Origin of the sequence: Streptomyces sp. Rer75, from assembly GCF_013414305.1 — a bacterium.
GTDB lineage: Bacteria > Actinomycetota > Actinomycetes > Streptomycetales > Streptomycetaceae > Streptomyces > Streptomyces himastatinicus.
This window is the reverse complement of the sequence record NZ_CP058693.1, coordinates 8,446,399-8,471,115: the sequence shown is the minus strand read 5'-3', so window position 1 is coordinate 8,471,115 and position 24,717 is coordinate 8,446,399. Positions and strand designations below refer to the sequence as shown.

Sequence of the window (24,717 nt, the reverse complement as noted above, 5' to 3'; positions counted from 1 at the left end):
GGATGTGTGGGCATGGGTCTATTGCGTGTGGAGACTGCGCAGCCGGCCGTTGACGTGCTCGGCCGCGCCCTCCATGAGGGTGTCGGCGATGGCCTCGACCGTGCGGGCCCGCCGGTGTTCCAGCGGGGTCCCGGCGACCGCCTGGTTGAACGCGCCCATCGACGGGCCGCAGTGGATGAGGTAGTCGACCCTGGACCGCTGATCGCCGGTCAGCGCGAGGCGCAGGCCACGGGCGAAGTACTCTCGGAACAGGGCCGCCAGGGCCGCCTTGGGCTCCGTGCCGGGGGCCGGAGCCGGGGAGGACGCCTCGCCACCCAGGTAGCGGTGGAACACCTGGGTCCTGGTGTCGTCGTCGATCTCGGTCAGGGAGCCGTGGCGGCGCCAGAGTTCATGGAGCCGGGACGCCCGGGCGGGGAAGAGCAGCCCGCGCTTCACATAGCGGGCCTGGACCCCGAGTTCGAACAGTTCGCCCCAGGGCGCGGCGGCCACGTCGTACTCGTGCAGCTCCTGAAGGATCTCCTTCACCTGGTCACTGGTGGCCGCCTCCACCGCGCACTGGTTGACCGAACCGGTCAGCACGAATTCGGCGCCCATCAGAAACGCCGCCGCGACCGCCTCCGGGGTGCCGATGCCACCGGCGCATCCGATGTGCACCCGGTGGCCGGGCAGGGCCGACCGGTCCCGCAGCCGCAGCGTCGCGGGGAGCAGCGACAGCAGATCGGCCGTGCCGCTCAGCCAGCCGCCTTCCGCCTCGACGCACAGGTCGTCCGCCATCGGGCGGTCCGCAGCGGCCCGGGCCTCGGCCTCGGTCACGGCGCCCGCCGCGAGCAGCCGGGCGACCAGCGGTTCGGGCGGCGGCGCCAGGAACGCGGCGGCGGCATCGGTCCTGGACACCTTGGCCAGGATCCGGCCACCCTTGAGCCGGAAACGCACCAACTGCTCGGTGATCAGCGGGAAGCCGGATGCCTCGACCAGGTCGATCCCGTGCCGCAGCAGCGCGTCGACCAGCACGGCCTCCTGCCCGGGTGCCCCGTGCCGGTACAGGAAGTTGACCCCGAAGGCACCGCCGGGCCCCAACTCGTCTACCGCACCGCGCAGTTGCCGTTCCGTCTCGTCGGCGGAAAGGCCACCGACACCGAGGAAGCCGAGCAGGCCCGCCTTCGCCGCCGAGCGCACCAGGTGGGTTCCGGAGACACCTCCGTACATCGAGCCCACCAGATAGGCGCGCCGCAGCCCGTACCGTTCGCGGAAGCTCCGGGCGCCGAGTGCGTCGGCGTGCACAGCGGGCGTAACAGGGTCGGCCACCGCCGCCGCTTGCGTGGCCGTGGGGAGGGCCGGAGACGGCTCACCGGCCGCCTTGATGCGTCGGACCAGTTTGGTGAGCACCTGTCCGGGGCCCAGCTCGACGAAGTCGAAGTCGCCCTGCCGCATCAGGGTGTGCACGGTCTCGGTCCACCGGACCGGGGAGGCGATCTGCGCCGCCAGCCGCTCCTTGACCGTGTCGTACGTGTACGGCATGGCGTCCACGTTGGCCAGCACGGGAATCGCCGGGGCGCACAGGTCGAACCCGGCGAGGAAGGCGGCGAACTCCTCGGCCGCCCCGCGCATGTAGCGGGAGTGCAGCGGCGCGCTGACGTTGAGCCGGACTGTTCTGGCGCCGGTGGCCTCCAGGGCCGCGCACGCCGCGTCGATCTGCTCGCCCGGGCCGGAGATGACGAACTGGTCCATGGCGTTGTGATTGGCCAGGTCCAGGCCGTCGAGGCCGGGTTCGGCGAGCGTACGGGTCACGGTCGGCTCGTCGGTGCCGACCACCGCCGCCATCCCCCCGCCACCGGCGGCGGCCATCAGCTCGCCGCGCCGCCGCACCAGTCGCAGCCCGGTTTCGAAGTCGAAGGCCCCGGACGCGAAGAGCGCCACGTACTCGCCCAGACTGTGCCCGATCAGAATGTCGGGCGGCACCGGGTCCTGGTCGGCGCGCCGCAGGTACGACAGCGCGCCGACCACGTACAGCGCGGGCTGGGTGAACTCGGTGTGCCTCAGGCGGCGCTCCGGATCGCTCACGCACAGCTCCCGTATGGAGTAGCCGAGCACGCGGTCCGCGATCGCGGTGTGTTCGGGAAACTCCTCGAACAGCCCCGCGCCCATCCCCCGCCGCTGCGCCCCCTGCCCCGGGAATCCGTAGACCTTCATGGCGTGTGCCTTCCTTGGTGTCTTCGGGGCGGCGTGTGCCCGGGCCGTCCCGAAGAGGTCGGTGTCCTTGGCGAACGGGCTGAGCAGCGGCAGCGAGGTGGAGCGGGTGTCCTTGGGGAGGACTGCGCGCAGGAAGTTGTGCAGCGTGCCCGAGGGGCCCAGGTCCAGGTAGAGGAAGTCGCCGCGCTCCTTGAACCACGCCATGGCGCGCTCGAACTCGATCGGCCGGCGCGCGGCGCGCTGGAAGTGCTCCGTGGTGGGCCGCTCCACCGGTGCGCCGTCCACACAGGACACCCAGGGGATGCGCGGCGGCGCGAAGGCCACTCCGTCGAAGCTCCGCCGGCTCTCCTCCACCGCCCCGTCCATCAGCCGGGAGTGGAAGGCGTATTCGACGGGCAGCCGCAGGTGCACCACGTTCCGGGCGCGCAGTCCGGCTTCGGCGCGGGTCAGCGCGACCTCCGCGCCCGCGACCACGAAGCTGCCCGGGTAGTTGCGGGCGGCGATCTCACACGCGTCGAGGCCCGGCACCGACTCCATCAGCCCGGGGGCGCCGAACACGGCGAGCATGCCACCGCGGGGGGTCATGCGCAGCGCGTCGGCCTGCCGGACGAGCACCCGCAGGCAGTCGGACGGGTCGAGGCTGCCCGCGACGACGGCCGCCGCGTACTCGCCGAGGCTGGCTCCGAGCAGCTGGTCGGGCTCGATGCCCGCAGCCCGGAGAGTGTCCGCCAGCGCGATCTCGATCATGACGATGCCCGGGTGGGTGATCCGGGTGTCGACGAAGGGGTGGTTCCGCAGCTGCTCCGGGTCGAAGATCCGGGCGAGCACCGACTCGCCCAGCTCCTCGGCGACCACGGCGTCGTAGCGCCTCAGCGCCGTACGGAACACCTCGTTCTCGTCGTACAACTCCTTGCCCATCCCGAAGTACTGCGAGCCCTGCCCGGAGAACATGAACACCACGGGCAGCGGGCCTTCCGGAGCCCGGCCGGGACGGGCGCGGTCCGCCGCCGTGCCGCTCATCGGTAGGTGTCCCAGAACAGGCCCCCGGCCGGGGCGGCGGGTGCGGCGGCGCCCCTGATGACGACCCGCCGGTTCAGCGCGGCCTCCGGCAGCGGCCGCCTGGCGGGGTGGTGGCCTACGGGCGCGGGACCGACCAGCAGGTGTGCGTTGGTGCCACCGTCGGCGAAGCAATTGAGCGCGGCGATGCCCGCCGTCCCCGGCCATGGCCGGGGCTCCCTCGGGAAGTACAGCGGCGAGGCGGCCAGGTCGAAGTGGGCCGGCGGTTCCTGCCCGGAGCGGAACGGCACCTGCTCCTGGTGCCGCAGCATCAGCACGACCTTGATGAACGCGGCGATCCCCTCGGCGGCCAGCGGGTGTCCGATGTTCGGCTTGACGGAGCCGAGCGCCACCGGCTGTGCGGAACCGGACCGGTAGACCGCCTGGATCGCCTTGAGTTCGAGCAGGTCGGTGACGGTCGAGCCGGATCCGTTGGCCTCCACCCAGCCGATGTCCCCGGGGAGGTGGCCGCTGTGCGCCAGCGCCTGGGCCATCACATCCTTCTGCGCCTGCGGATTCGGGGTGGCCGGGCCCGCGGTGCGGCCGTCGTTGTTGACCGCGATGCCCTTGAGGACGGCGATCACCCGGTCCCCGTCGGACTGCGCCCGGGCCAGCGGTTTGAGGAGGACGGCACCGACTCCCTCGCCGAGGACGAGTCCGGCCGCCCTGCGGTCGAACAGGTGGAACTCGGAGCCCGGGTTCAGCAGTCCCCGCCGGGCGAAGACCTCGTGCGCCCGCCCGTCCATCAGCAGGCTCACCCCGGCGACCACCGCCGATTCGATGTCGCCCGCCCGCAGGGCCCGTACCGCCATGTCCATCGCCACCAGGGCGGAGGAGCAGGCGGTGTCGACCACCATGCTGGGCCCGCGGAAGTCGAAGAACTGCGACACGTTCGCGGAGAGGTAGTTCTGTCCGGTGGCCATCACCGGGTTCTTCGCCTGGCCCAGCCGGATGTCGTCCGGGGCCCAGCCCGACCGGGCGCCGACGTACACACCGACCCGGCGCCCCTTCAGCTCGGCGGGCCGGTAACCGGCGTCGTGCACCGCGCTGTTGACCTCCTCGAGCAGCAGCAGCGCCTGCGGGTCCATGGCGGCGACGTCCGCCTCGGACAGCAGGAACGCCTCCGGGTCGAAGCCGAGCACATCGGGCAGCAGCCCCGCGTGGTGACCGGCCGACCCGCCGAAGCGCCCCTCGGGTACGGGCCGCAGGGCGGAGCGGCCCTCGCGCAGCAGCTCCCAGTACTCCCCCGCGGAACCGGCGCCGGGGAACCGGCAGGACAGGCCGACCACGGCGATGTCCGCACCGGCGGGTACCGGCTCGGCGGACACGGACACGGCTGATACGGGATCGGCGACGGCCTCCGTCTGTGCCACGTATGCCGCGGGCAGCGGCACATCGGACGGGGCGCCGCCGCCGAAGCAGGCGACGAGCTCGTCCCGGTGTTCCCGGGCGAGATGGGCCGCGAAGCCGTCGGCGGTCGGATGCTCCAGCAGCGCCGACGGGTCGATCGACACGTCCAGCTGCTTGGCCAGGGTCTGTACGAGCTGGGTGACCAGGATCGAGTCGATGCCGTAGTCGTGCACCGGAACATCGCCACTGAGCCGGGCGCGGTCGAACCGCAGCTCCACCGCCAGCTGGTCGAGCAGCCATGAGGCCGCGGCGTCCATCGCGGCCTGGACCGCTCCTTGGGCTGCTCCTTCGGCCGTTCCTTGGCGCGCCCCGGACGGCTCCGGTGGGGCTGCCGGGGCCTCGGTCCGTACGGGGGCGGGCGCCAGGTGGCGGCCGGTCAGCCGCTCGGGCTGCCAGTCGGCGTCCGGACGCACCACCGCGGGCATGACCACGCGGGCGCCACTGGCGAGCGCCCGGTCCAGCAGCGCGAGCCCCTGCACGTCCGGCAGCGTGGCCAGCCCGGAGGCCCGGTAGGCGGCGCTGCGCGCCTCCCCCATGCCGGTGTCCTTCCAGCTCGGCCACTGCACGCTCACCAGCGGCAGCCCGTGCGGGCGCGCCTCGGCGACCGCGTCCAGGTAGGCGTTCGCCATCGCGTAGTCGCTCTGCCCGACGGCCAGTGCGGGCACGGTGGCGGCGACTGAGGAGTAGAGCACGAACAGGGCAAGTGGCTGGTCTCGGAAGCACTCCACGAGGGTGTCCAGGCCGAAGACCTTGGGGCCGATCACCTGCTCGATGCCCGTGCGCGGCTTGCGAACGAAGGCGGGGTTGGCGGTGTCGGTGACGCCCGCGCTGTGGATCACCCCGCCGGCCGGGCCAAGCCTGCGGGTGACGTCCGCCAGTGCCGTGGCCATGGCCTGCCGGTCGTCCAGCGGGACGGACAGGACCTCCAGCTCCACCCCCTGGTCCGCAAGCTCCGCCAGGGGGCGCAGCTTGCGGCCGAGCACGCCGCCCTCGGCGATGTGCGCCGCCCAGTCCGCCCGGGGCGGCAGCTCCTCACGGCCGGTGAGGACGAGCTTGCGGACGCCGTACCGGGCGACGAAGTGGCGCGCGGTCAGCAGTCCGATGCCACGGGTGCCACCGGTCACCCAGAGCACGTGTCCGGCCGGGAACCGTACGGGCTCACCCGTACGGTCCGCCAGTTCGCGGAGCACCGTACGGTGGCGGATCCCGTCGCGGTAGGCGACCTCGGACGGCTCGTCCCCGGCGCCGAGTTCATCGGCCACCCACCGGCACAGCCGCTCGTCGTCGGCCTGCCCGAGGTCGAGGTGGCGGGAGCGCAGATGGCGGTACTCGCTCTGCAGCATCCGGTAGAGCCCGGTCCGGGCCGCGCCCGCAGGGGCCGGTGTCGTACCCCGGGAGACGAGCAAGGCGCTCAGCCCGCGCCCGCCCCCGTCCACCACCCGCTGCAACCAGCCCAGCCAGGTGTGCAGTACGGAGCGGTCGACGGGCTCCCCGGCCGGTGCGCAGCCCGCCAGGTCGACCACCGCGTCGTAGCGGTCCCAGCGGGTGTCCGTGGCGTCGAGGTCGGCTCGGAGCCGTTCGGGGGTGAGGATTTCCGCGGTCGGCAGGGTGGCGGCCAGCCGGGCGGCCGGGCCCTCGGTCCCCGGTACGGCCAGGACGGCGGTCCTGCCTGGCGGCATGGTCCGCCGCGCGGGTTCGGCGGGCGTCCACTGCCTGGTCAGCAGCAGTCCCCCGGCGGTGGGGCCGGTTTCGAGGGCCGCCAGTTCGGCGTCGGCCGCCGCCAGCCAGACCCGGCCACCGCCGAACGGATAGCCGGGCAGGGGCACCCGGCCGGGCCGTGCTTCGCCGTGCAGGGCCGCCCAGTCGACCCGCCGTCCCGCGGTCCAGGCGGCCGCGCAGGCCGTCGGATCGGTCGACGGCGTCGCGTCGTCGGCCGGTTTACGGGGGTCGACCGTTCCGGTCCAGCAGTCGGCCGGTTCACCCCCGGCCGCGAACTCCTCCAGCCGGGTGGCGAGTTGCGGGAGGTCGTCGAAGCGGACCGCCAGCCGGTGCGCCATGGCCTCGCGTCCCGACTGGAGCGTCCATGCGACCTCCTGCGGCGCCGCGCCGGAGCCCTCGGCGCGCAGGTGTGCCGCCAGGCGGCGGGCCTGTTCGGCCAGCCGATCGGGCTCCCGGGCCGAGAGGACCGCCAGGTGCGGACCGGCCGGGCGGGCCGGTGGAAGCGCGACGGCAGGGTACTCCTGGAGGATGACGTGCGCGTTGGTGCCACCCGCGCCGAAGGAGCTGACGCCCGCGGTCCTCGGCCGCGTGGTGCCGTCGGCGAGCGGACGCCGCGGCCAGGGCGCGAGGTCGCGCTGGACCTCGAACGGGGTGGCCGCGAAGTCGATGTTCGGGTTGAGCGGGTCCGCGTGCAGGGTGGGAACCAGCTCACCGTGGCGCATCTGCAACAGCACCTTGGTGACGGCCGCGATGCCGGCCGCCGACTCGGCGTGCCCGATGGCGGACTTGACCGAGCCGATCGGCAGCCGCTCCGGCATGTCGTCCCCGAAGGCCCGCATCATGCCGGTCACCTCGACCGGGTCGCCGAGCGCCGTACCTGTGCCGTGTGCCTCCACGTAGTCCAGGTCCGCCGGGCGCATCCCGGCACGGTCGAGCGCGGCCCGCACCAGATCTCCCTGCGCTCTGGGGCTGGGGACGTTGAAGCCGCGCCCCGTGCCGCCGTGGTTGACCGCGGACGCCTTGACGACCGCCAGGATCCGGTCGCCGTCGGCCAGCGCTGCGTCGAGCCGCTTGAGCAGGACCGCGCCGGAACCCTCGGCCGGGACGTATCCGGTGCCGCCCTCGCCGAAGCTGCGGCAGCGGCCGTCCTCGGCGAGGAAGCCACGCCACGCCAGTTGCAGGTACTTCGCCGGGTGGCTGGTGATGTTGACGCCACCGGCGACCGCCACATCGCAGTCACCGTCGCGGATGGCCTGACACGCCTGGTGGATGGTGACCAGCGCGGAGGAGCACATCGTGTCCACGGCGACGCTGGGCCCGGTGAAGTCGAAGAAGTACGACACTCGGTTGGCGACCGAGGCGAACGAGGAGTGCGGGGGCAGGCCCTCGCCGCGCAGCGCCTCCTGGACACCGTAGAGCTGGTACTGGCCGTACATCATGCCCACGAACACCCCGGTGCGGGAGCCCCGCAGCCCGTCCCGGGTGACGCCGGCGTCCTCCAGCAGATGCCAGACGGTCTCCAGGAACACCCGCTCCTGGGGGTCGGTGTGCTCGGCCTCGATGTGTGACATCCGGAAGAACATCGGGTCGAAGCGGTCGGCGCCCCGGATGAAGCCGCCCCACCTGCCGTACGTCTTGCCGGTCCGCGAGGTGTCGGCGTCGTGGAACAGGTCGTTGTTCCACCGCTCGGACGGGATCTCCTCGACGCAGTCCCGGCCCGCGCGCAGGTTGCGCCAGAACTCGTCCACGTCGTCTGCCTGCGGATACCGGCCCGCGACACCGATGATCGCGATGTCTTGGCCGCGGGGGGTGGTTTGCCCGGTGGTGGGCTCGGCGGGGACGGCCTTGGTGGCGACAGCTTCAACGGCGGCGGGCTCGGCAGTGGCGGGCTCGGCGTTGGCGGGCTCGGCAGTGGCGGGCTCGGCGGTGGCGGGATGCCGTGTGGCCAGCGCCTCCGGGTGTGCTTCGGCCAGGTGGTCCGCCAGTTCGCGGACCGTCACGTACTCGAACAGCAGGGTCTTCGACAGCGGGCCGACGTGCTCCTCCAGCCGCCGGGTCACGCTCAGCGTGATCAGTGAGTCCACCCCGTACTGGTCGAAGGTCTCGGTGACGGCGATCTCCGCCTCCGGCAGCTTCAGCTCCTCCGCCATGATCCGGAGCACCAGGCGCTCGGCCCGGGCCCGTACATCCGTCGTATCCGCCACCTCGGCCGCCTGGGCCCCCGGCGCGGTGGGGTTCGTCGTGTGCTTCGTCGTGTGCTTCGTCTTCTCCTCGCCGCGCAGGGCGGTCAGGATCCGGGCCGGGTCGCCCGCCGCGAGCAGCAGTCTCGGCGCGGTCCCGGCCAGGGCCCGCTCCAGCGCGTCCAGCGCCGGGCGGGTGCGCAGCGGACGCATGCCGAGCACCCGGGACGCGTGCTCCTGCCCACTGCTGTCGACGCGCATACCGCCGTCGGCCCACAGCGGCCAGGCGGCGGCGAGAGTACGGCCGTGCCGCGTGCCCCGGCGGCGCTGTTCCTCGCGCCGCTCGGCGAAGTGGTCGAGGAAGGCGTTGGCGAAGGCGTAGTCGGTCTGGCCGACGTTGCCGAACGCCGCCGCCGCGGAGGAGAACGTCACGAAGTAGTCCAGCGCGTCCTCACGGGTCGCCTCGTCCAGCAGCGCGGTCCCGTGCACCTTGGCGGCCAGCACCTCCTCCGCATCCGCCCGGGACTTGTGGCGCAGCAGGCCGTCCCTGAGCACCCCGGCGGCGTGCAGGACCCCGCTCACCGCACCGTGCTCCCGGCGTGCCCCGGCGATCAGCGCCTGGACCGCCGCGGCGTCGGAGACATCGGCCTGGACCACGCGGGCGCCGATCGCCCGGGCACGGGCCTCGGCCCCGGGGCCGGGAGCGGTCCGCGACGCGAGCACGATGCCGCCCTCCGTGACTCCCGCGGCGCGCCGTGCGGCGGCGATGTGCTCGGCCAGCAGCAGTCCCAGCGCCCCGGTCCCGCCGGTGATGACGTGGGCTCCCGATCCGGTGAAGGCGGACCCGGTGGCGGCGGGCAGGCTCACCTGTTGCCAGGAGCCGCGGGTTCGCCCGGTGGCGTCGATCCGGACCTCGGGTCCGCCCTCGGCGCCGAGTTCACCGGCCACCGCCTCGGCGAGCGAGCCGTCCGCGACGGCCAGGACACCGAAGTCGAGGGACGGGTGTTCGCTGCGCACCGAGCGGGCGAACGCGGCCATGGCCGGATGGGCGGGCGATACGGCCGGGGCGCGGTGGACGTAGAGGTAGCGCAGTGCGTCGCGCCGCTCGTGCTGCCACTCCCGGCAGAAGGCCAAGGCCACGTGGAAGCCGTGCTCGACCGCGCTGCCGGGTTCGGCGTCCTCCCCCGCCAGATGTACTACGTGGACGGGGCCGGGTCCCTGCCCTCCGGCGCGGACCGCCGCCCCGGCGTCGAATCCGGCGGTCAGCTCGATGTGCTGGACGGTCGCACCGGCGGCCGTGAGGGCGGCGCCGACAGCGGGGCCGTGGGATCCGGCATCCAGCACCAGAACGGTCCCCTGCCACGGCCGCGCGCCGAGAGGCGCGGGCTCCCGGACCGGTTCGAACGCGGCCACCGCATCGTCCGCGGCCGCCGTGCCCCGCGCGGCCACCATGTGGCCCGCGGGCACCGCGCGGAGCGTGAAGGACTCGATCGCGAGCACCACGTCGCCTGCCCGGTCCAGCAGCGCCACGTCGAAGCAGAGCGTTCCGGCGGTGGCCGGGCGCGCCGAGGGGGTGGCGTACGCGTACATCAGCTCGGGCAGTTCGCCGTACAGCCGCACCGATCCCAGGGAGAAGGGCAGATACGGCAGCGGGCGGGTCAGGTCGTCGGCGCCGGGCGCGAGTCGGCCGGCCGTCTGGAGGGCGGCGTCCAGGAGCGACGGGTGGAACACGTAGTCAGCGGCATCCGCGACGCGCGCCCCGGGCAGGCGCAAGGACGCCAGCACCTCGCGCTCGCCGACCGCGAGTTCTTCGATCACCTGGAAACTGGGACCGTAGTCCAGGCCCAGCCGGGAGAAGGCCGTGTAGCAGTCGGCACCGGCCCGGACGGCCGTGCAGCGCGCCCGCACGCCCGCCGGGTCGATCCGGGCGGGGCGGTCCCCGGCCTCGCCGAGCAGCAGCGTGCCGTGCGCGTGCACCGTGACGTCGTCACCGTCGGTGCGCACCTCGAAGGAGGTGCCGCCGTCGCCGGTCAGCCGGACCACCACCCGGTGCTCGCTGCCTGCGGGGACCCGGATGGGGCTCGCCCACACCAGGCCGTCGGCGCCGCGAACCGGTGCGCTCAGGGCGCGTTCACCGGCCAGCCGGGCCATCTCCAGGTACACCACGCCGGGCAGCACCGGCTCGCCGCCGACGACGTGGTCGCGCAGGAAGAACTCCTCTCCGGTGAGGGTCTTGGCGAAGGCCGGTCCGCCCTCGGTGGGGACATCGGCATCCAGCAGGGCCGGATGCGGCGGGGTGACGGCCCGGCCGGGTGCCACCGCCGGGGACGGCCCCGGTGCGAACCAGTGGCGAGTGGCGGCGAACGGGTAGGTGGGCAGGTGCACCCGGCGCGGGGCGGCGCCCCGGTGCAGCGCCCGCCAGTCGACGTCGGCACCGGACAGCCACGCGCGGGAGACCGTGGCCAGATCGGGTGTACCGCTGACCGCCGGGTGCGGGGCGGCGCCCCGTTCGGCCTGTCCGGTACGCACCGCCGAGGGGTGGCCGGACAGGTGCGCGACCAGCTCCGCCCTCAGCGCCGCGGTGCCGTCCGCCACCACGGCGAGCCGGTGGCCCATGGGCTCCCGTCCGGTCTGCAGGGTGTACGCCAGGTCGCCCGGCCGGACATCGTGATCCGCCAGGTGGTCGGCGAGTTGCCGTGCGGTGCGCCGCAGCGCCTCGGGGTCGCGGGCGGAGAGGACGAACAGCTGCTGCGCCGCGCCGTCCTCGGTGGTGTCCGGCATGTGGTCTTCCTCCAGCACGACGTGCGCGTTGGCCCCGCCGAAGCCGAAGGAGCTGACGCCGGCGCGCCGCGGCAGCTCGTGTCCGGCCGCGTCGCGCGGCCGCGGCCAGGGGCGGACGGTGGCGGCCACCTCGAACGGGCCGCCGTCGAGTTCCAGGTACGGGTTCTGCTCACGCAGGTGGAGGCTGGCCGGGATGGTGCCGTGCCGCATGGCCAGCACCGTCTTGAACAGCCCGGCGATGCCCGCCGCGGCCTCCAGGTGGCCGATGTTCGTCTTGACCGATCCGATGGCGCAGCCGGGCACGGCGGCGGTGCCCTGTTCCGCGCGCAGCCGGTGGAAGGCGGTGCTCAGCCCGGTGGTCTCGATCGGGTCGCCCAGCGCGGTGCCGGTGCCGTGGGTCTCGATGTAGCCGACCGTCTCCAGTGGCACACCGGCGGTGCGGTACGCCTCGGCCAGCAGATCCGCCTGGGCGTCCGGGCTGGGTGCGGTGAGCGAGGTCGTACGGCCGCCGTGGCCCGCCGCGGCCGCCCGGATGACGGCGTGCACGGCGTCGCCGTCGCGCCTGGCCCGGTCGTCCGGCTTGAGCAGCACGGCGCCGACACCCTCGCCGCGTACGTAGCCGTCGGCCCGGCTGTCGAAGGTCTTGCAGCGGCCGTCGGGGCTCAGCATCTCGCCCTGGCTCAGCACCTCGTACACCGTCGGAGTGAGGATGAGGTTGACGCCGCCCGCGATAGCCAGGTCGCAGGTGCCGTCGCGCAGCGCCGCGCAGGCCAGGTGGACGGCGGAGAGCGAACCGGAGCAGGCCGTGTCCACGGCCATGCTGGGGCCGCGCAGATCCAGCTGGTAGGAGATCCGGTTGGGGACGACGGACAGCGCCGCGCCGGTGGCGGTGTGGCCCTGTGGGGCGTGGCCGGCGGCCCGCTGTGCCTCCAGGTAGTCGGCGTTGGCGACGCCGATGAACACTCCGACGCGCTGTCCGGCGAGGTCGGACGGGCGGTAGCCGGCGTCCTCGACGGCCGACCAGACCACCTCCAGCAGCAGCCGCTGCTGGGGGTCCATCAGCTCCGCCTCGCGCGGCGAGATGCCGAAGAAGGCGGCGTCGAAGCGGTCCACGCCGGGGAGGAAACCGCCCCAGCGGGAGGACGGCTGGTCGCGCCAGTCCCAGCGCCCGGCGGGCACTTCGCCCACCAGGTCGTGCCCGTCGGCCAGATGGGACCAGAACGCGTCCAGGTTCTCCGAGCCGGGCAAGCGCCCGGCCATGCCGATGATCGCGGCATGGCCGCCGGGCCGTGGCCCGGCCGGCTGCCCGGCGGGCCGGCGCTCGGCCGCCGGTTGTTCCGCGGCGGCACCGAAGCGTGGAGTCAGCTCGGTGGGGTGGTGTTCCCACAGGTGCTCGGCCAGCGCGGACAGCGTGCCCTTGCGGTAGAAGAGGGTCGGGCGGACCTCGATGCCGTACGCCTTGCGCAGTTCGGCGCTCAGCGCGGTGAAGCGCACCGAGTTCATGCCGACCTCGCCGAGCGGGGTGTCCGGGCCGATGTCCTGCGGCCGCATGCCCGTCAACTCGCCTGCCATTCGGGCGAGTTCGGACATCAGCGCCTCGACGCGGCCCGTAAACGCTACGGAGGGCGCCGCGGGTTCGGCGGACCGCTGTGGCCGCTCGGTCGCCGGGGCGCCGAAGCGCGCCCGCAGGTCGGCCGGTGCCAGTGTGGCCAGCGCGGTGCGGTCGACCTTGCCGTTGAGCGTGTACGGGAGGGAGGCCACCCGGATCAGTGCGTCGGGGAGCATATGGGACGGCAGCCAGGCGGCGAGCCGGTCCCGGGTCGGTTCGGGGGCGCCGTCGTCGAGCACGTAACACGCCAGCAGCGTGCCGTCGCCGCCACCGTGGCCATGTGCCACCACCGCGGCTTCGCGGACGCCTTCCAGGCGCCGCAGGGCCGACTCGATCTCCTCCGGTTCGACCCGGAAGCCACGCACCTTCACCTGCGCGTCCATCCGCCCCAGGTAGGCGATCCGCCCGTCGGCAAACCTGCGGACCAGGTCGCCCGTGCGGTACATCGTGGCGTCCGGACGGGTCGCGAAGGGGTCGGGCAGGAAGCGCTCGGCGGTCAGCTCGGGGCGGCCGAGGTAGCCGTCGGCCACGCCGTCGCCGCCGATGTACAGCTCACCGGCGACACCGGTGGGCACCGGCCTGCGCGCGCTGTCGAGCACGTACAGCCCGGTGTTGGCGACCGGAGTCCCGATGGTGACGGGCTCGCCGCGTCGCAGCCTGCTCACCGCCGACCAGATGGTGGTCTCGGTGGGGCCGTAGAGGTTCCACACCTCGTGGCAGGTGGCGAGCAGCGCCTGCGCCGTGTCGTACGGCAGCGCCTCGCCACCGCAGAACACCCTGAGGTGCGGATTCCCCTGCCAGCCCGCGGCGAGCAGCATCTTCCAGGTGGCCGGGGTCGCCTGGATCACCGTGGCCGTGCCGCGCTCGACCTCCTCCCGCAGCCGCAGTCCGTCCTGGGCGACCTCGGTCGGCACGATCTCGACGGTGCCGCCGCTGATCAGCGGCAGGTACAGCTCCAGACCGGAGATGTCGAAGCAGACGGTGGTGAGGGCGAGCAGTGTGTCCCCGGCCCCGAACCCGGGTTCCCGGGCCATGGACCAGAGGAAGTTGACCAGCGCCCGGTGCGGGACGCGGACACCCTTGGGACGGCCGGTGGAGCCGGAGGTGTACAGCACGTACGCGGTGTCCAGCGGCCCCGCGGGGCCCGGCGATGGGACTGCGGGCGGCTGCCCGTCGCCGTCGGCGAACAGTCGGGGCACCGTGCCGCCGCAGGTGGCCTCGACGGCGGAGTGGGTGAGCAGCAGGTGCAGTCCGGCGTCCTCGGCCATGTAGGCGAGCCGCTGCGCGGGGTACGCCGGGTCGAGCGGTACGTACGCGCCACCGGCGGCCTGGACGGCGAGCAGGGCCACCGGCAGTCCGGGGTCACGCGGCAGCAGGACACCGACCGTACGGCCGCGTCCGACGCCCGCGGCCACCAGCCGGGCGGCCAGCGCGTCCACCCGCTCCCGCAGCCGGCGGTACGTCAGCTCCGTGCCCTGGAAACGTACCGCCACCGCGTCAGGGCGTGCCTCGGCCTGGCGCCGCACCAGCTCCCACACCAGGGTGTCGGCCGGGTACGCGGCGGTGGCGGGCGGGGCCAGCATGGCACGCTCGCCCTCGGTCAGCAGCTCCAGATCACCCACCGTGGCCCCGGGGGCGCCGACCGCGGACGCGAGCAGGGTGCCGAAGTGGTCGCCGATCCGCTCCACCGTGGCGGCGTCGAACAGGTCGGGGTTGTACTTCAGGGTGTACTTGCAGCCCTCCGGGTGGTCGATCAGATCGAGGGTCAGGTCGAACTCGCCCTCCTGGTGCACGCCCTCGACGCGGTCCCGGACGAGGCCGTCGTTGCGCATGTCGCGGGCCCAGTTGTGGAAGTAGAAGGCGACGTCGAAGAGCGTGTCACGGGCGGCGGGGTGCTCGCGCCTCAGCTCCTCGGCGAGGGTGATCAGCGGGTAGGCGCCGTGCCGCAGGGCGTCCATCACCGTCCGGTGCACCCGGCGGACCAGGGCGTGGAAGGGCTCCTGCCCGTCCACCCGCTCGGCCACGACCACCATGTTCATGAAGTAGCCGAGCACATCGTCGTAACCCTCGGCCGGACGGTTCGCCGTCGGGGTGCCGACGGCGATGTCGGCCTGGTCGCTGTAGCGGTGCAGCAGGGCGAAGAAGGCGGCCAGCATGACGCTGGACAGCGAGGTCCGCTCGGCGGTGGCGAGGGCCCGGGCCCCCTCGGTCACCGCCGCGGGCAGGCGCCCTTCCACCACCGCGCCCCGGAAACCGGGCACCGGCGGCCGCGGCCGGTCCAGGGGCAGCGGGACGGTGGTCCGACGGTCGCGCAGCCGGTCCGTCCAGTACGCGCGCAGGCGCTCTCCCTCGGGCCCGGCCAGGAGGTCGCGCTGATGGGCCGTGAAGTCGGCGAAGGTGCGGGCGGGCCGGCTGTCCGGCAGCGGACGGCCTTCGCGGACCGTGCGGTAACCGCGCTCGACGTCGTCCAGCAGCAGGGGGATGGACACCCCGTCCAGCACCAGATGGTGCACGGTCAGCAGCAACGCCTGGCGGCCGTCGCCGAGGGTGTACAGCGTGGCGCGCACCAGCGGGCCCCGGGACAGCTCGAAGGGCTGCCGCATGTCCGCCCGTATCCGGTCGCGGAGGTCCGCTTCGTCGTCCGAGGTGAGGAAGACCTGCTGGAACGGCAGCTCGGGTTCGGCGGCGATCCGTACGAAGGGCCGCCCGTCCTCGCCGGTACGGACGGTCGAGCGCAGCGCGTCGTGCCGGTCCAGGACGTCCTGGAGGACGACGCGCAGGGCGAGGACGTCGACGTCGCGGTCGAGCCAGAAGGCGAGCGGGAGGTTGTAGGCGTGGTTGCCGGGTGCGATCTGCTCGATCACCCACAGCGCGCGCTGTCCCTCCGACAGCGGGTGGGTGGTCAGTTCGGCATCGGTGCGCGGGCGCAGGACCGGTGCCGCAGCGGCGGACGCCGGGGACGGCCCGGCCACGGTGGCTGCCTCGGCGGGGACGGCAGGTGCTGCCGCTGCGGTGAGCCAGCCGGAGGTCAGGTGTGCCGTCAGCTCCCGTAGCGTCGGGCGCTCGAAGAACTCGTCCAGCGGCACGGGCACACCGAACGCGTCATCCACCGCGGCCACGATCTTCAGCCCGCTCAGCGAGTCGAAGCCGTAGTCCGCCAGCGGACGATCGGGGTCGATCCGCTCGTCCAGCTTCAGGACCCGCTCCAGCAGCTCCCGCAGCCGGTCCTCGATCCCGTCGGCCGCGTCCGGCCGCGAGCCCGTGGTGGCCGCCTCGGCGGCGGGCTCAGTGGCGGGCTTCGCCGACGGCCCGCCGGGCACGGCGGCGTCGCTCTCGGCGACCAGCAGCCGCTGGCCCCATTCGCCCTCCTCCGCGCCGAGGACCCTGACCTGCGCGTAGCCCTCCTCCTGGAGCAGCCGGGTCCAGGCGGGCGGCGTGGCCAGCGGCGAGCCCGGAATGCGCAGCTCGCTGTCCTCGAAGGCCCACCACCCCTCCATCACGCCGCCACCGACCGTGAGGTAGGGCCGGATGGCGGTCAGCTCGTTGAGCACCAGCAGGCCACCGGGCTTCAGCAGTTCCCTGACCTTGCGCAGGGTGGTCCGCAGATTCCTGGTGGCGTGCACCACGTTGGTGGCCAGGACCACATCGGCGGAACCGGGTACGAAGTCCTGCTCGGCCAGTCCGCGTTCCAGGTTGAGCAGCTGGAACCGGGCGAACGGATAGGCCGCGGCGAACCGCTCACGGCCGTGCTCCAGGAAGCGCGGTGAGATGTCGGTGAAGGTGAAGCCGACCCGGCCGGAGTGCCCGGCCAGCGCCGACAGCACCCGCTCGCTCGTCGCACCGGTCCCGGCGCCCAGCTCGACCACCTGGACCGACTCGTGGGCCGGAAGCTGGGGCAGCCGGGCGCCGAGGAAGGCGCGTACGGTGTCGGCCGCCAGCAGGTTGAAGAAGTCGGTGAGCGGATTCCCCCGGTAGAGGTCCTGCACCAGCTCCATCGAGGAGTCGGGGAACATGACCTCGGTGCCCACCAGTTCACCGCGCAGCAGCCGTGGGTAGGCCCGCAGGAACTCCCGGTTGAGGGTGACGGTGGGCGCGATGTCCGGGCACGTGTCCGCCACCCGCTCGAACTCGGCCTCCCACCGGTCCGCGCCCTCGCCCGGGTGCGCCCCGGCCACCGCGTCGGTGGTGATGACGTGGTCGCCGTCCCGGGTCAGGAACCCGGCCTCCGCCAGCAGGCCCAGCAGCGCGTCGTGCAACCGCTGGAACTTGTCCCGGATACGGAGCCCGACGCGCAGTTCCCCGCCGTGGTGGCGCTCGCCCGGGTGCTGGAAGACGCCCATGCGCTGATAGACGCCGAGCACCCCGGACACCGAGGCCGCGTCCAGCGCCGCGTACCCGGCGAGCACCCGGGCGACGGCGGGCTCGGGGCCGGCCGCCACCGGCGCGGGGGCGGATGACACACCGGACGGCCGGGGGATCCAGCAGCGCTTACGGGCGAACGGATAGCCCGGCAGCTCGATCCGGCGAGCGGCGGCGGGGGTGATACGGGACCAGTCCACCTCGGCCCCGGCCACCCAGCTCCCGGCCACCGTCATGAGGTCGCCCTGGCTCAGCGCGGCCTCCAGAGCGGTGGTCTCGTCCTCGGAGAGCGACACCCGGATACGGGCCGTGCGCCCGGTGCTGATCCGGACCTCGTCCCGGCCCGCCGCGTACGCCTCCAGCAGCCGCGCGGCCTCGGACACCGAAGTGGCCGTCAGGGCGAGCCGGAACTCGAAGGCGGTACGGCCCGATCGCAGGGTGTGGGCCACATCGGCGAGCCGCGGACCCCGGCGGGTGGCGACCTCGCCACCCGGCACGATGCCGGTCGCCGTCTCCTCGCCGTGCGGCATCAGGCCCGCCACCGCGTCCGCCACCGCTCCGATGGTCCCGGCCATCGTGGCGGCCGGGGGCAGCTCGGTGCCCAGCTCCTCGGCCAGCAGCGCGTAGTAGTGGGCGCGCTCGGCCACGCCGAAGCCGCAGTCCACCAGATCGGTCGCGAGGTCGAGGGAGTCCGGTGCCACGCCCGCCATCTCCGCGGCCAGGCGGAGGCACAGACGTCCGGCGTCCTGCGTGGCGTCCCCGGTCCCGGCCGTCTCGTACGGGGTGTGGCCGCCGCCCAGGAAGGTGGCCACGTCCGCCGCGTAGGCCCGTAGCCGCTCCTCGGTCCTGGCCGAGAGCACCAGCAGCTGTTCGGACTGCTCGTCGATCGGCTCCGGCTCGGACTCGGGCTCGGTGGCCAACGGATACTCCTCCAGAACGACACAGGCATTGGCGCCGCCCGCGCCGAAAGAGCTGACAAGGGCACGCCGTGGCGACGGCTGCGGGGCGCCGTCCGCGCCGGAGTCCTCCAGCGGGCTCCAGGGCCGCAGGGTCCGCTGCACCTCGAACGGCGTGCTCGCGAAGTCGATTTCCGGGTTGCGGCGGTCCGCGTGCAGCGACGGCGCCAGCATCCCGTGCCGGAATTGCAGCAGCACCTTGGTCAGACCCGCGATACCGGCGGCCGCCTCCAGGTGGCCGATGTTGGACTTCACCGAGCCGAGCGCCACCGCCGGCCCCTCCGCCCGGCGCGCCGGGTCCACCGGCCCGCCGAACACCTCGGTCAGTCCCGCGATTTCGATCGGGTCGCCGAGGTGGGTGCCGGTGCCGTGTGCCTCCACGTAGCCGATGGTCCGCGCCGTGACACCGGCCCGGTCCAGTGCGCCGCGGATCACCGCGGCCTGGGCGGATGCCTTGGGCACGGTGTAACCACCGGCGTCGCCACCCGCGTTGATGGCCGATCCGCGGATCACTCCGAGCACCCGGTCGCCGTCGGCCAGCGCCGCGGCCAGCGGCTTGAGCAGGACGGCGCCCACGCCCTCGCCGTCGACGAAGCCGTCCGCGTCGGCGCCGAACGCCTTGAGCCGGTCGTCGTGGGAGAGCATCCCCGCCTGGGCCAGGCTGCGCAGGTGCTGCGGGTGCAGGATGAGGTTGACGCCGCCCGCGAGGGCCGCCGCGCACTCCCTGCTCAGGATGCTGCGGCATGCCAGGTGGACGGCGGTGAGCGAGGCCGAGCACGCGGTGTCCACCGCGAGGCTCGGTCCGGTGAAGTCGAAGAAGGACGAGACGCGGTTGGCGACCGACCAGTGGCGGGAGTGGGCGTCGGTCGGTACGCCGAGCGCGCTGGCCTCTCCGCCCATCCACGCGTAGTCGTTGCTCATCACACCGGCGAACACACCGACGGGCCCCTGCGCGGCGAGCGTGGCCGCCGGATAACCGGCGTCCTCCAGGGTCGCCGCCGCGGTCTGGAGGAACAGGCGTTCCTGCGGGTCCATGGCCTCGGCGTCGGCCGGCGAGATGTGGAAGAACAACGGGTCGAACGCGTCGACGTCGTCGATGAACCCGGCCCACTTGCTGTAGGCGCCCCGCGCACCGGACGGGTCGTAGTGCGCGTCGGCGTCCCAGCGTTCGGCGGGGACCTCGCGGATGCAGTGCCTGCCCCGGGCGAGGTTGTCCCACAGCTCGCCGACCGTCCCGGCCAGCGGGTAGCGGCCGGCGACGCCGATGACCGCAATACGGTCGTCATCGGCCACCTCGGCCGTCCCCTCGGCCGTCGGTGCGGTGGTCCGGACGGCGGAGGACGGCTGTTCGGCGTCGAGCAGCCTGCCGGTGAGGAAGGCGGTGAGCGCCCTCGGGGTGCGGTGTTCGAACACCAGGGTCGCGGGAAGCCGCAGCCGGGTGCGGGCGCTCAGCCGGTTACGTACCTCCAGCGCGGTCAGTGAGGTGAAACCGAGGCGCTGGAAGTCGGCGTCGGGGTCGATGCCGGTGTCGGAGTCGTGTCCCAGCGCCGCGGCGGTCTCGCGCAGCACCAGCCGCTCGACGAAGCGTTCCCGCTCGTCCTCGGACATCGCCCGCAGACCACCGGTGCCGGGCCCGTCGTGGGTGGCGCCACCCGCGGCGAGGGGACCGGCGGTGAGCGGGGCGGGCGTGCGGCGGCGCCCTGTCGGGGCGAGGGTGCGGAGCAGCGGCGGCGTACTGCCCGTCGTGGCGTCCGGGGCCGTGGGGTCGAGCCGGGCCGGGAGCAGCTGCGCCCTGTCCATGCCGAGGGCGGCGTCGAGGAAGGCCAGGCCCTCTTCGGTGGCCAGCGGGCGGACACCGGCGCCGGTCAGGCGCGCGAGGTCGGTTTCGTCCAGCCGCCCGGTCAGCGCGCTGCGCTCGGCCCACAGGCCCCAGCCCAGGGACAGCGCGGGCAGGCCCAGGCCGCGGCGGTGGTGTGCCAGCGCGTCGAGGACGGCGTTGGCGGCGGCGTAGTTGCCCTGCCCGGCGGTGCCCAAGGTGGCGGACACCGAGGAGAACAGCACGAAGGCCGACAGGTCCAGGTCACGGGTGAGTTCGTGCAGATGCCAGGCGCCGTCGGCCTTCGCCGCCAGCACCGAGCGCAGCCGCTCCGGTGTCAACGAGCCGATCACACCGTCGTCCAGGGTTCCGGCGGCGTGCACCACGGCGCGCAGCGGCCGGTCCGGCGGAATGGCGGCGAGCAGGGCGGCGAGCGCGTCGCGGTCGCTGACGTCGCACACCACGGAGGACGCCGTGGCGCCCGTCGCGGCCAGCTCATCGGCGAGTTCCGGCGCTCCCCCACGGGCGGCCAGCACCAGGTGGCGGACGCCGTGTTCGGCCACCAGGTGGCGTGCCACGAGTCCGCCGAGGGTGCCCGACGCGCCGGTGATCAGCACCGTGCCGTCGGCCGGAAACACCGGTGCCGCCATTGCCGCGGGCGGTTCCGCGCGCACCAGTCCGGGCACGTACCGCTCGCCGCCGCGCACCAGGATCTGGGGCTCGCCGGAGGCCAGCAGGGACGGCAGCAGCCGGGGCAGACCGTCCATGTCGTCGGTGTCGACCAGCACGATCCGGTCCGGGTTCTCGGTCTGCGCCGACCGGACCAGGCCCCACACTGCCGCGGCTGCTCCATCCACCTCCGCACCGGTCGCGGCATCGGCCACCACGGCGCGCTCGGTGGCCACCACCAGGCGCGCCTCACCGGTGTCCGCGTCGGCGAGCCAGGCCCGCAGATCCCCGAGTACGCCGGAGACCACGGTGTGCACCCGCTCGGGCAGATCGCCGTCGGCGGACGGGCAGCGCAGCACCGTGACGCCCCCCATGCCGATCGCGGCGTCGGCGGTGGCGGTGTCCGGCCGCGCCGCGTGCCAGCTCAGCTCGTACAGCGCGGCAATGCCGTCGCCGTCCTGAACGTCCTGGAGCGCGTCGCCCAGCGGACGCAGTGTCAGCGAGTCGGCCGACAGGACGCCGTGGCCGGTGGCATCGGCGATACGCAGCGCCACAGCGCCGTCCGCCAGCGGGGTGATCCGCGCCCGCAGCCCGGTCATCCCCGCTGCGGTCTCCGGGGCCGGCCACCGGACGCCGCTCCAGGAGAACGGCAGCGCCGGGTCGGTGGTCGGGTCCAGGGCTGCGTGCAGGGCGGCGTCCAGCAGCGCGGGGCGGACAGGCTCGGGCAGCCGCACCTCGGCGAACAGTTCGCCGCCGTGCCGCCACAGGGCCCGCAGCCCCCGGAAGCCGGGCCCGTACTCCAGGCCCCGCGCGTCCAGGTCCTCGTACCAGGAGGCGAGGTCCACCGGCTCGGCGCCCGGAGGCGGCCAGGCGGCGAGGTCCGCCGCGTCCCCGGAAGGCGCTACCGCGTCCTCGGCGAGCGCGCCGGTGGCGTGCAGCTGCCAGTCGGCCTCGGGGGCGCGGGCGTACAGTCGCAGGGGCCGGTGGCCGCCGTCGTCGGCGGGGTCCACCAGCAGCTGGATCTCGACCTCGCCCCGCTCGGGCACCACCACGGGCGCCCGCAGGGTCAGTTCGTCCACCACCGGGCCCGCGTGCAGCGCCATCTCCAGCAGGACGGTGCCCGGCACGACGGCCCGGCCCCGTACGCGGTGGTCGGCCAGCCACGGGTGGGTACGCAGCGACAGCCGGCCGGTCACCACGGTCCGCTCGTCGTCCGCCAGCTCGACGCCGGGGCCCACCAGCGGCTTCGGTGTCCGGAGCCAGTACGGCCGGTACTCGAAGGCGTAGGTGGGCAGTTCCACGGTGCGGGCACCGGTGCCCTCGAAGGCATGCGTCCAGTCCACCGCGAGGCCGTGGGTGTGCAGCCGGGCCATGGACAGCAGGAAGCGCCGGACCACGTCCTCCTCACGGCGCAGGGTGTCCGCCACCACCACGCCGTGGCCGGAGGTGTCGTCGACCGTGTCCTGGACGGCCATGCCGAGCAGGGGGTGCGGGCTGACCTCCACGAACACCCCGAACCCGTCCGTGTACAGGGCCCGTACGGTCTCCTGGAAGCGCACCGGCTCCCGCAGGTTGCGGTACCAGTACGCGGTGTCCAGCTCGGTGCCGTCCAGTGGGCCCGCCGTCACCGTCGAGTAGAACGGCACCTGCGAGGGGCGCGGCTGAACCGTGGCCAGGACGTCCATCAGCTCGGCTTCCAGCGATTCCACCTGCGCGGAGTGCGCGGAGAAGTCCACTCCCGCGACGTTCCACCGCATCACCCCGGCCCCGGCCAGGACGGTGCCCAGCTCCCGCAGTGCGTCCGGGTCGCCGGACACGACCACGGTGGTGGGGCCGTTGACCGCCGCCACCGAGAGCCGGGTCCCGAAGGGTTCGATCCGCTCCCGTACCCAGGATTCGGACGCCACGATGGACAGCATCCCGCCGCCACCGGCGAGGGCCCGCAGCGCGCGGGCGCGCAGCGCGGACACCCGCGCGCCGTCCTCCAGGGACAGCGCGCCGGCCACGCACGCGGCGGCGATCTCGCCCTGGGAGTGGCCCACCACGGCCGACGGGACGAGCCCCACCGAACGCCACACCTCGGCCAGCGAGACCATGACCGCCCACAGCGCGGGCTGGACCACGTCCACCCGCGACAGGGCCGCCTCGTCCTCCAGGACCTCCCCCAGCGACCAGTCGACCAGACCGCTCAGCGCCCGCTCGCACTCGTCCAGCCGTGCGGCGAACGCCGGGGAGGACTCCCGCAGTTCGCGGGCCATCCCGGCCCACTGCGAGCCCTGGCCGGGGAACACCCACACCACACCGGACTCGGGGACGACGGAGCCCTCGGCCACGCGCGGCGACGGCTCGGCGGCGGCGAGGGCGGCCAGCCCGTCGGCGAGTTCGGCGCGGTCCTCGGCGACGACGACGGCGCGGTGGTGCAGCGCCGAGCGGGTCGTGACCGTGGAGTGGCCGATGTCCGCCGGTGTGGCGTCCGGGTCGGACACCACCCGCTCCAGCAGCCGCGCCGCCTGGGCGCGCAGTGCGGCCTCGGTCGCGCCCGACACCACCACCGGCACCGGGGCCGCCACCACCGGTCCGGTCTCCTCGGCGTCCGCGGCGGGCGGCTCCTCGATGATCACGTGGGCGTTGGTGCCACTGGCGCCGAACGCCGACACCCCGGCCCGGCGCGGCCGGTCTCCGAGGGGCCACGGCCGCCGCTCGGTCAGCAACTCGACCGCGCCCGACGACCAGTCCACGTGCCGCGAGGCCACGTCGGCGTGCAGGGTACGCGGCAGCACACCGTGGCGCATGGCCATCACCATCTTGATGACGCCGCCGACGCCCGCGGCCGCCTGGGCGTGGCCGATGTTCGACTTGAGGGAGCCGAGCCACAGCGGTTCGGTACGGCCCTGGCCGTACGTGGCCAGCAGCGCCTGCGCCTCGATGGGGTCGCCGAGGACCGTGCCGGTGCCGTGTGCTTCGACGGCGTCCACGTCCTCGGGGGACAGCCCGGCCGAGGCGAGCGCCTGCCGGATGACCCGTTCCTGCGACGGTCCGTTGGGGGCCGTAAGCCCGCTGGAGGCGCCGTCCTGGTTGACCGCCGAGCCGCGCAGCACGGCGAGTACGCGGTGGCCGTTGCGCCGCGCGTCCGACAGCCGCTCCAGCACCACCATGCCCACGCCCTCGGCCCAGCCCGTGCCGTCGGCCGCGTCCGAGAACGCCTTGCAGCGGCCGTCGGGCGACAGGGCGCGCTGGCGCGAGTACTCCACGAACGTCCGCGGCGTCGCCATCACCGCCACCCCGCCCGCGAGCGCCAGCGCGCACTCACCGGACCGCAGCGCCTGCGCCGCCAGGTGGAGCGACACCAGCGACGAGGAACACGCGGTGTCCACGGACACCGCGGGGCCCTCCAGGCCGAGGGTGTAGGCCACGCGGCCGGACGCCACGCTCGGCAGGCTGCCGGTGAACAGGTGGCCCTCGAAGCCCTCGGCGGCGCCTTCCGGACGCGACCCGTAGTCGCCGTACATCACCCCGGTGAAGACCCCGGTGCGGCTGCCGCGCAGCGACGCGGGGGCGATTCCGGCGCGCTCCAGCGCCTCCCAGCTCGACTGGAGCAGCAGGCGCTGCTGCGGATCGGTGGCCAGCGCCTCCTTGGGCGACATCCCGAAGAAGGCCGCGTCGAAGTCGGCCGCGTCGTGCAGGAACCCGCCGTGCCGGGTGTAGCTCGTACCGGCCCGGTCCGGGTCGGGGTCGTACAGCCCGCCGAGGTCCCAGCCGCGGTTCACCGGGAACTCGGACACCGCGTCGATGCCGTCGGCCACCAGCCGGTACAGCTCCTCGGGCGAGGACACGCCGCCGGGGAAGCGGCACGCCATGCCCACGATCGCGATCGGCTCCCGGCCCGTCGGCTCCTGGCTCGTCGACTCCAGCTCCGCCACCTTCCGGCGCGTCTGGCGCAGTTCGGCGGTGACCCGCTTCAGATAAGCGAGC

At 74.0% G+C, this 24,717-nt stretch carries 2 protein-coding genes; both read right to left on the bottom strand.

Annotation, left to right across the window (positions count from 1 at the left end; genetic code table 11):
- Positions 1 to 18: 18 nt before the first annotated feature.
- Positions 19 to 3,210, bottom strand: coding sequence for an ACP S-malonyltransferase (gene fabD, locus HYQ63_RS36360; RefSeq protein ID WP_179937951.1), 3,192 nt, complete (start codon positions 3,208 to 3,210; stop codon positions 19 to 21).
- Positions 3,207 to 24,707 carry an amino acid adenylation domain-containing protein gene (locus HYQ63_RS36355; RefSeq protein ID WP_373689232.1) on the bottom strand — a complete coding sequence of 7,167 codons (21,501 nt, stop codon included), beginning with the start codon at positions 24,705 to 24,707 and terminating at the stop codon, positions 3,207 to 3,209. Before HYQ63_RS36355 ends, fabD begins: the two co-directional genes overlap by 4 nt.
- Between the last annotated feature and the right edge of the window lie 10 nt (positions 24,708 to 24,717).

Excerpts from the sequence above, each read along its gene's own strand:
- fabD (WP_179937951.1), bottom strand. The coding sequence starts at position 3,210 with ATGAGCGGCACGGCGGCGGACCGCGCCCGTCCCGGCCGGGCTCCGGAA.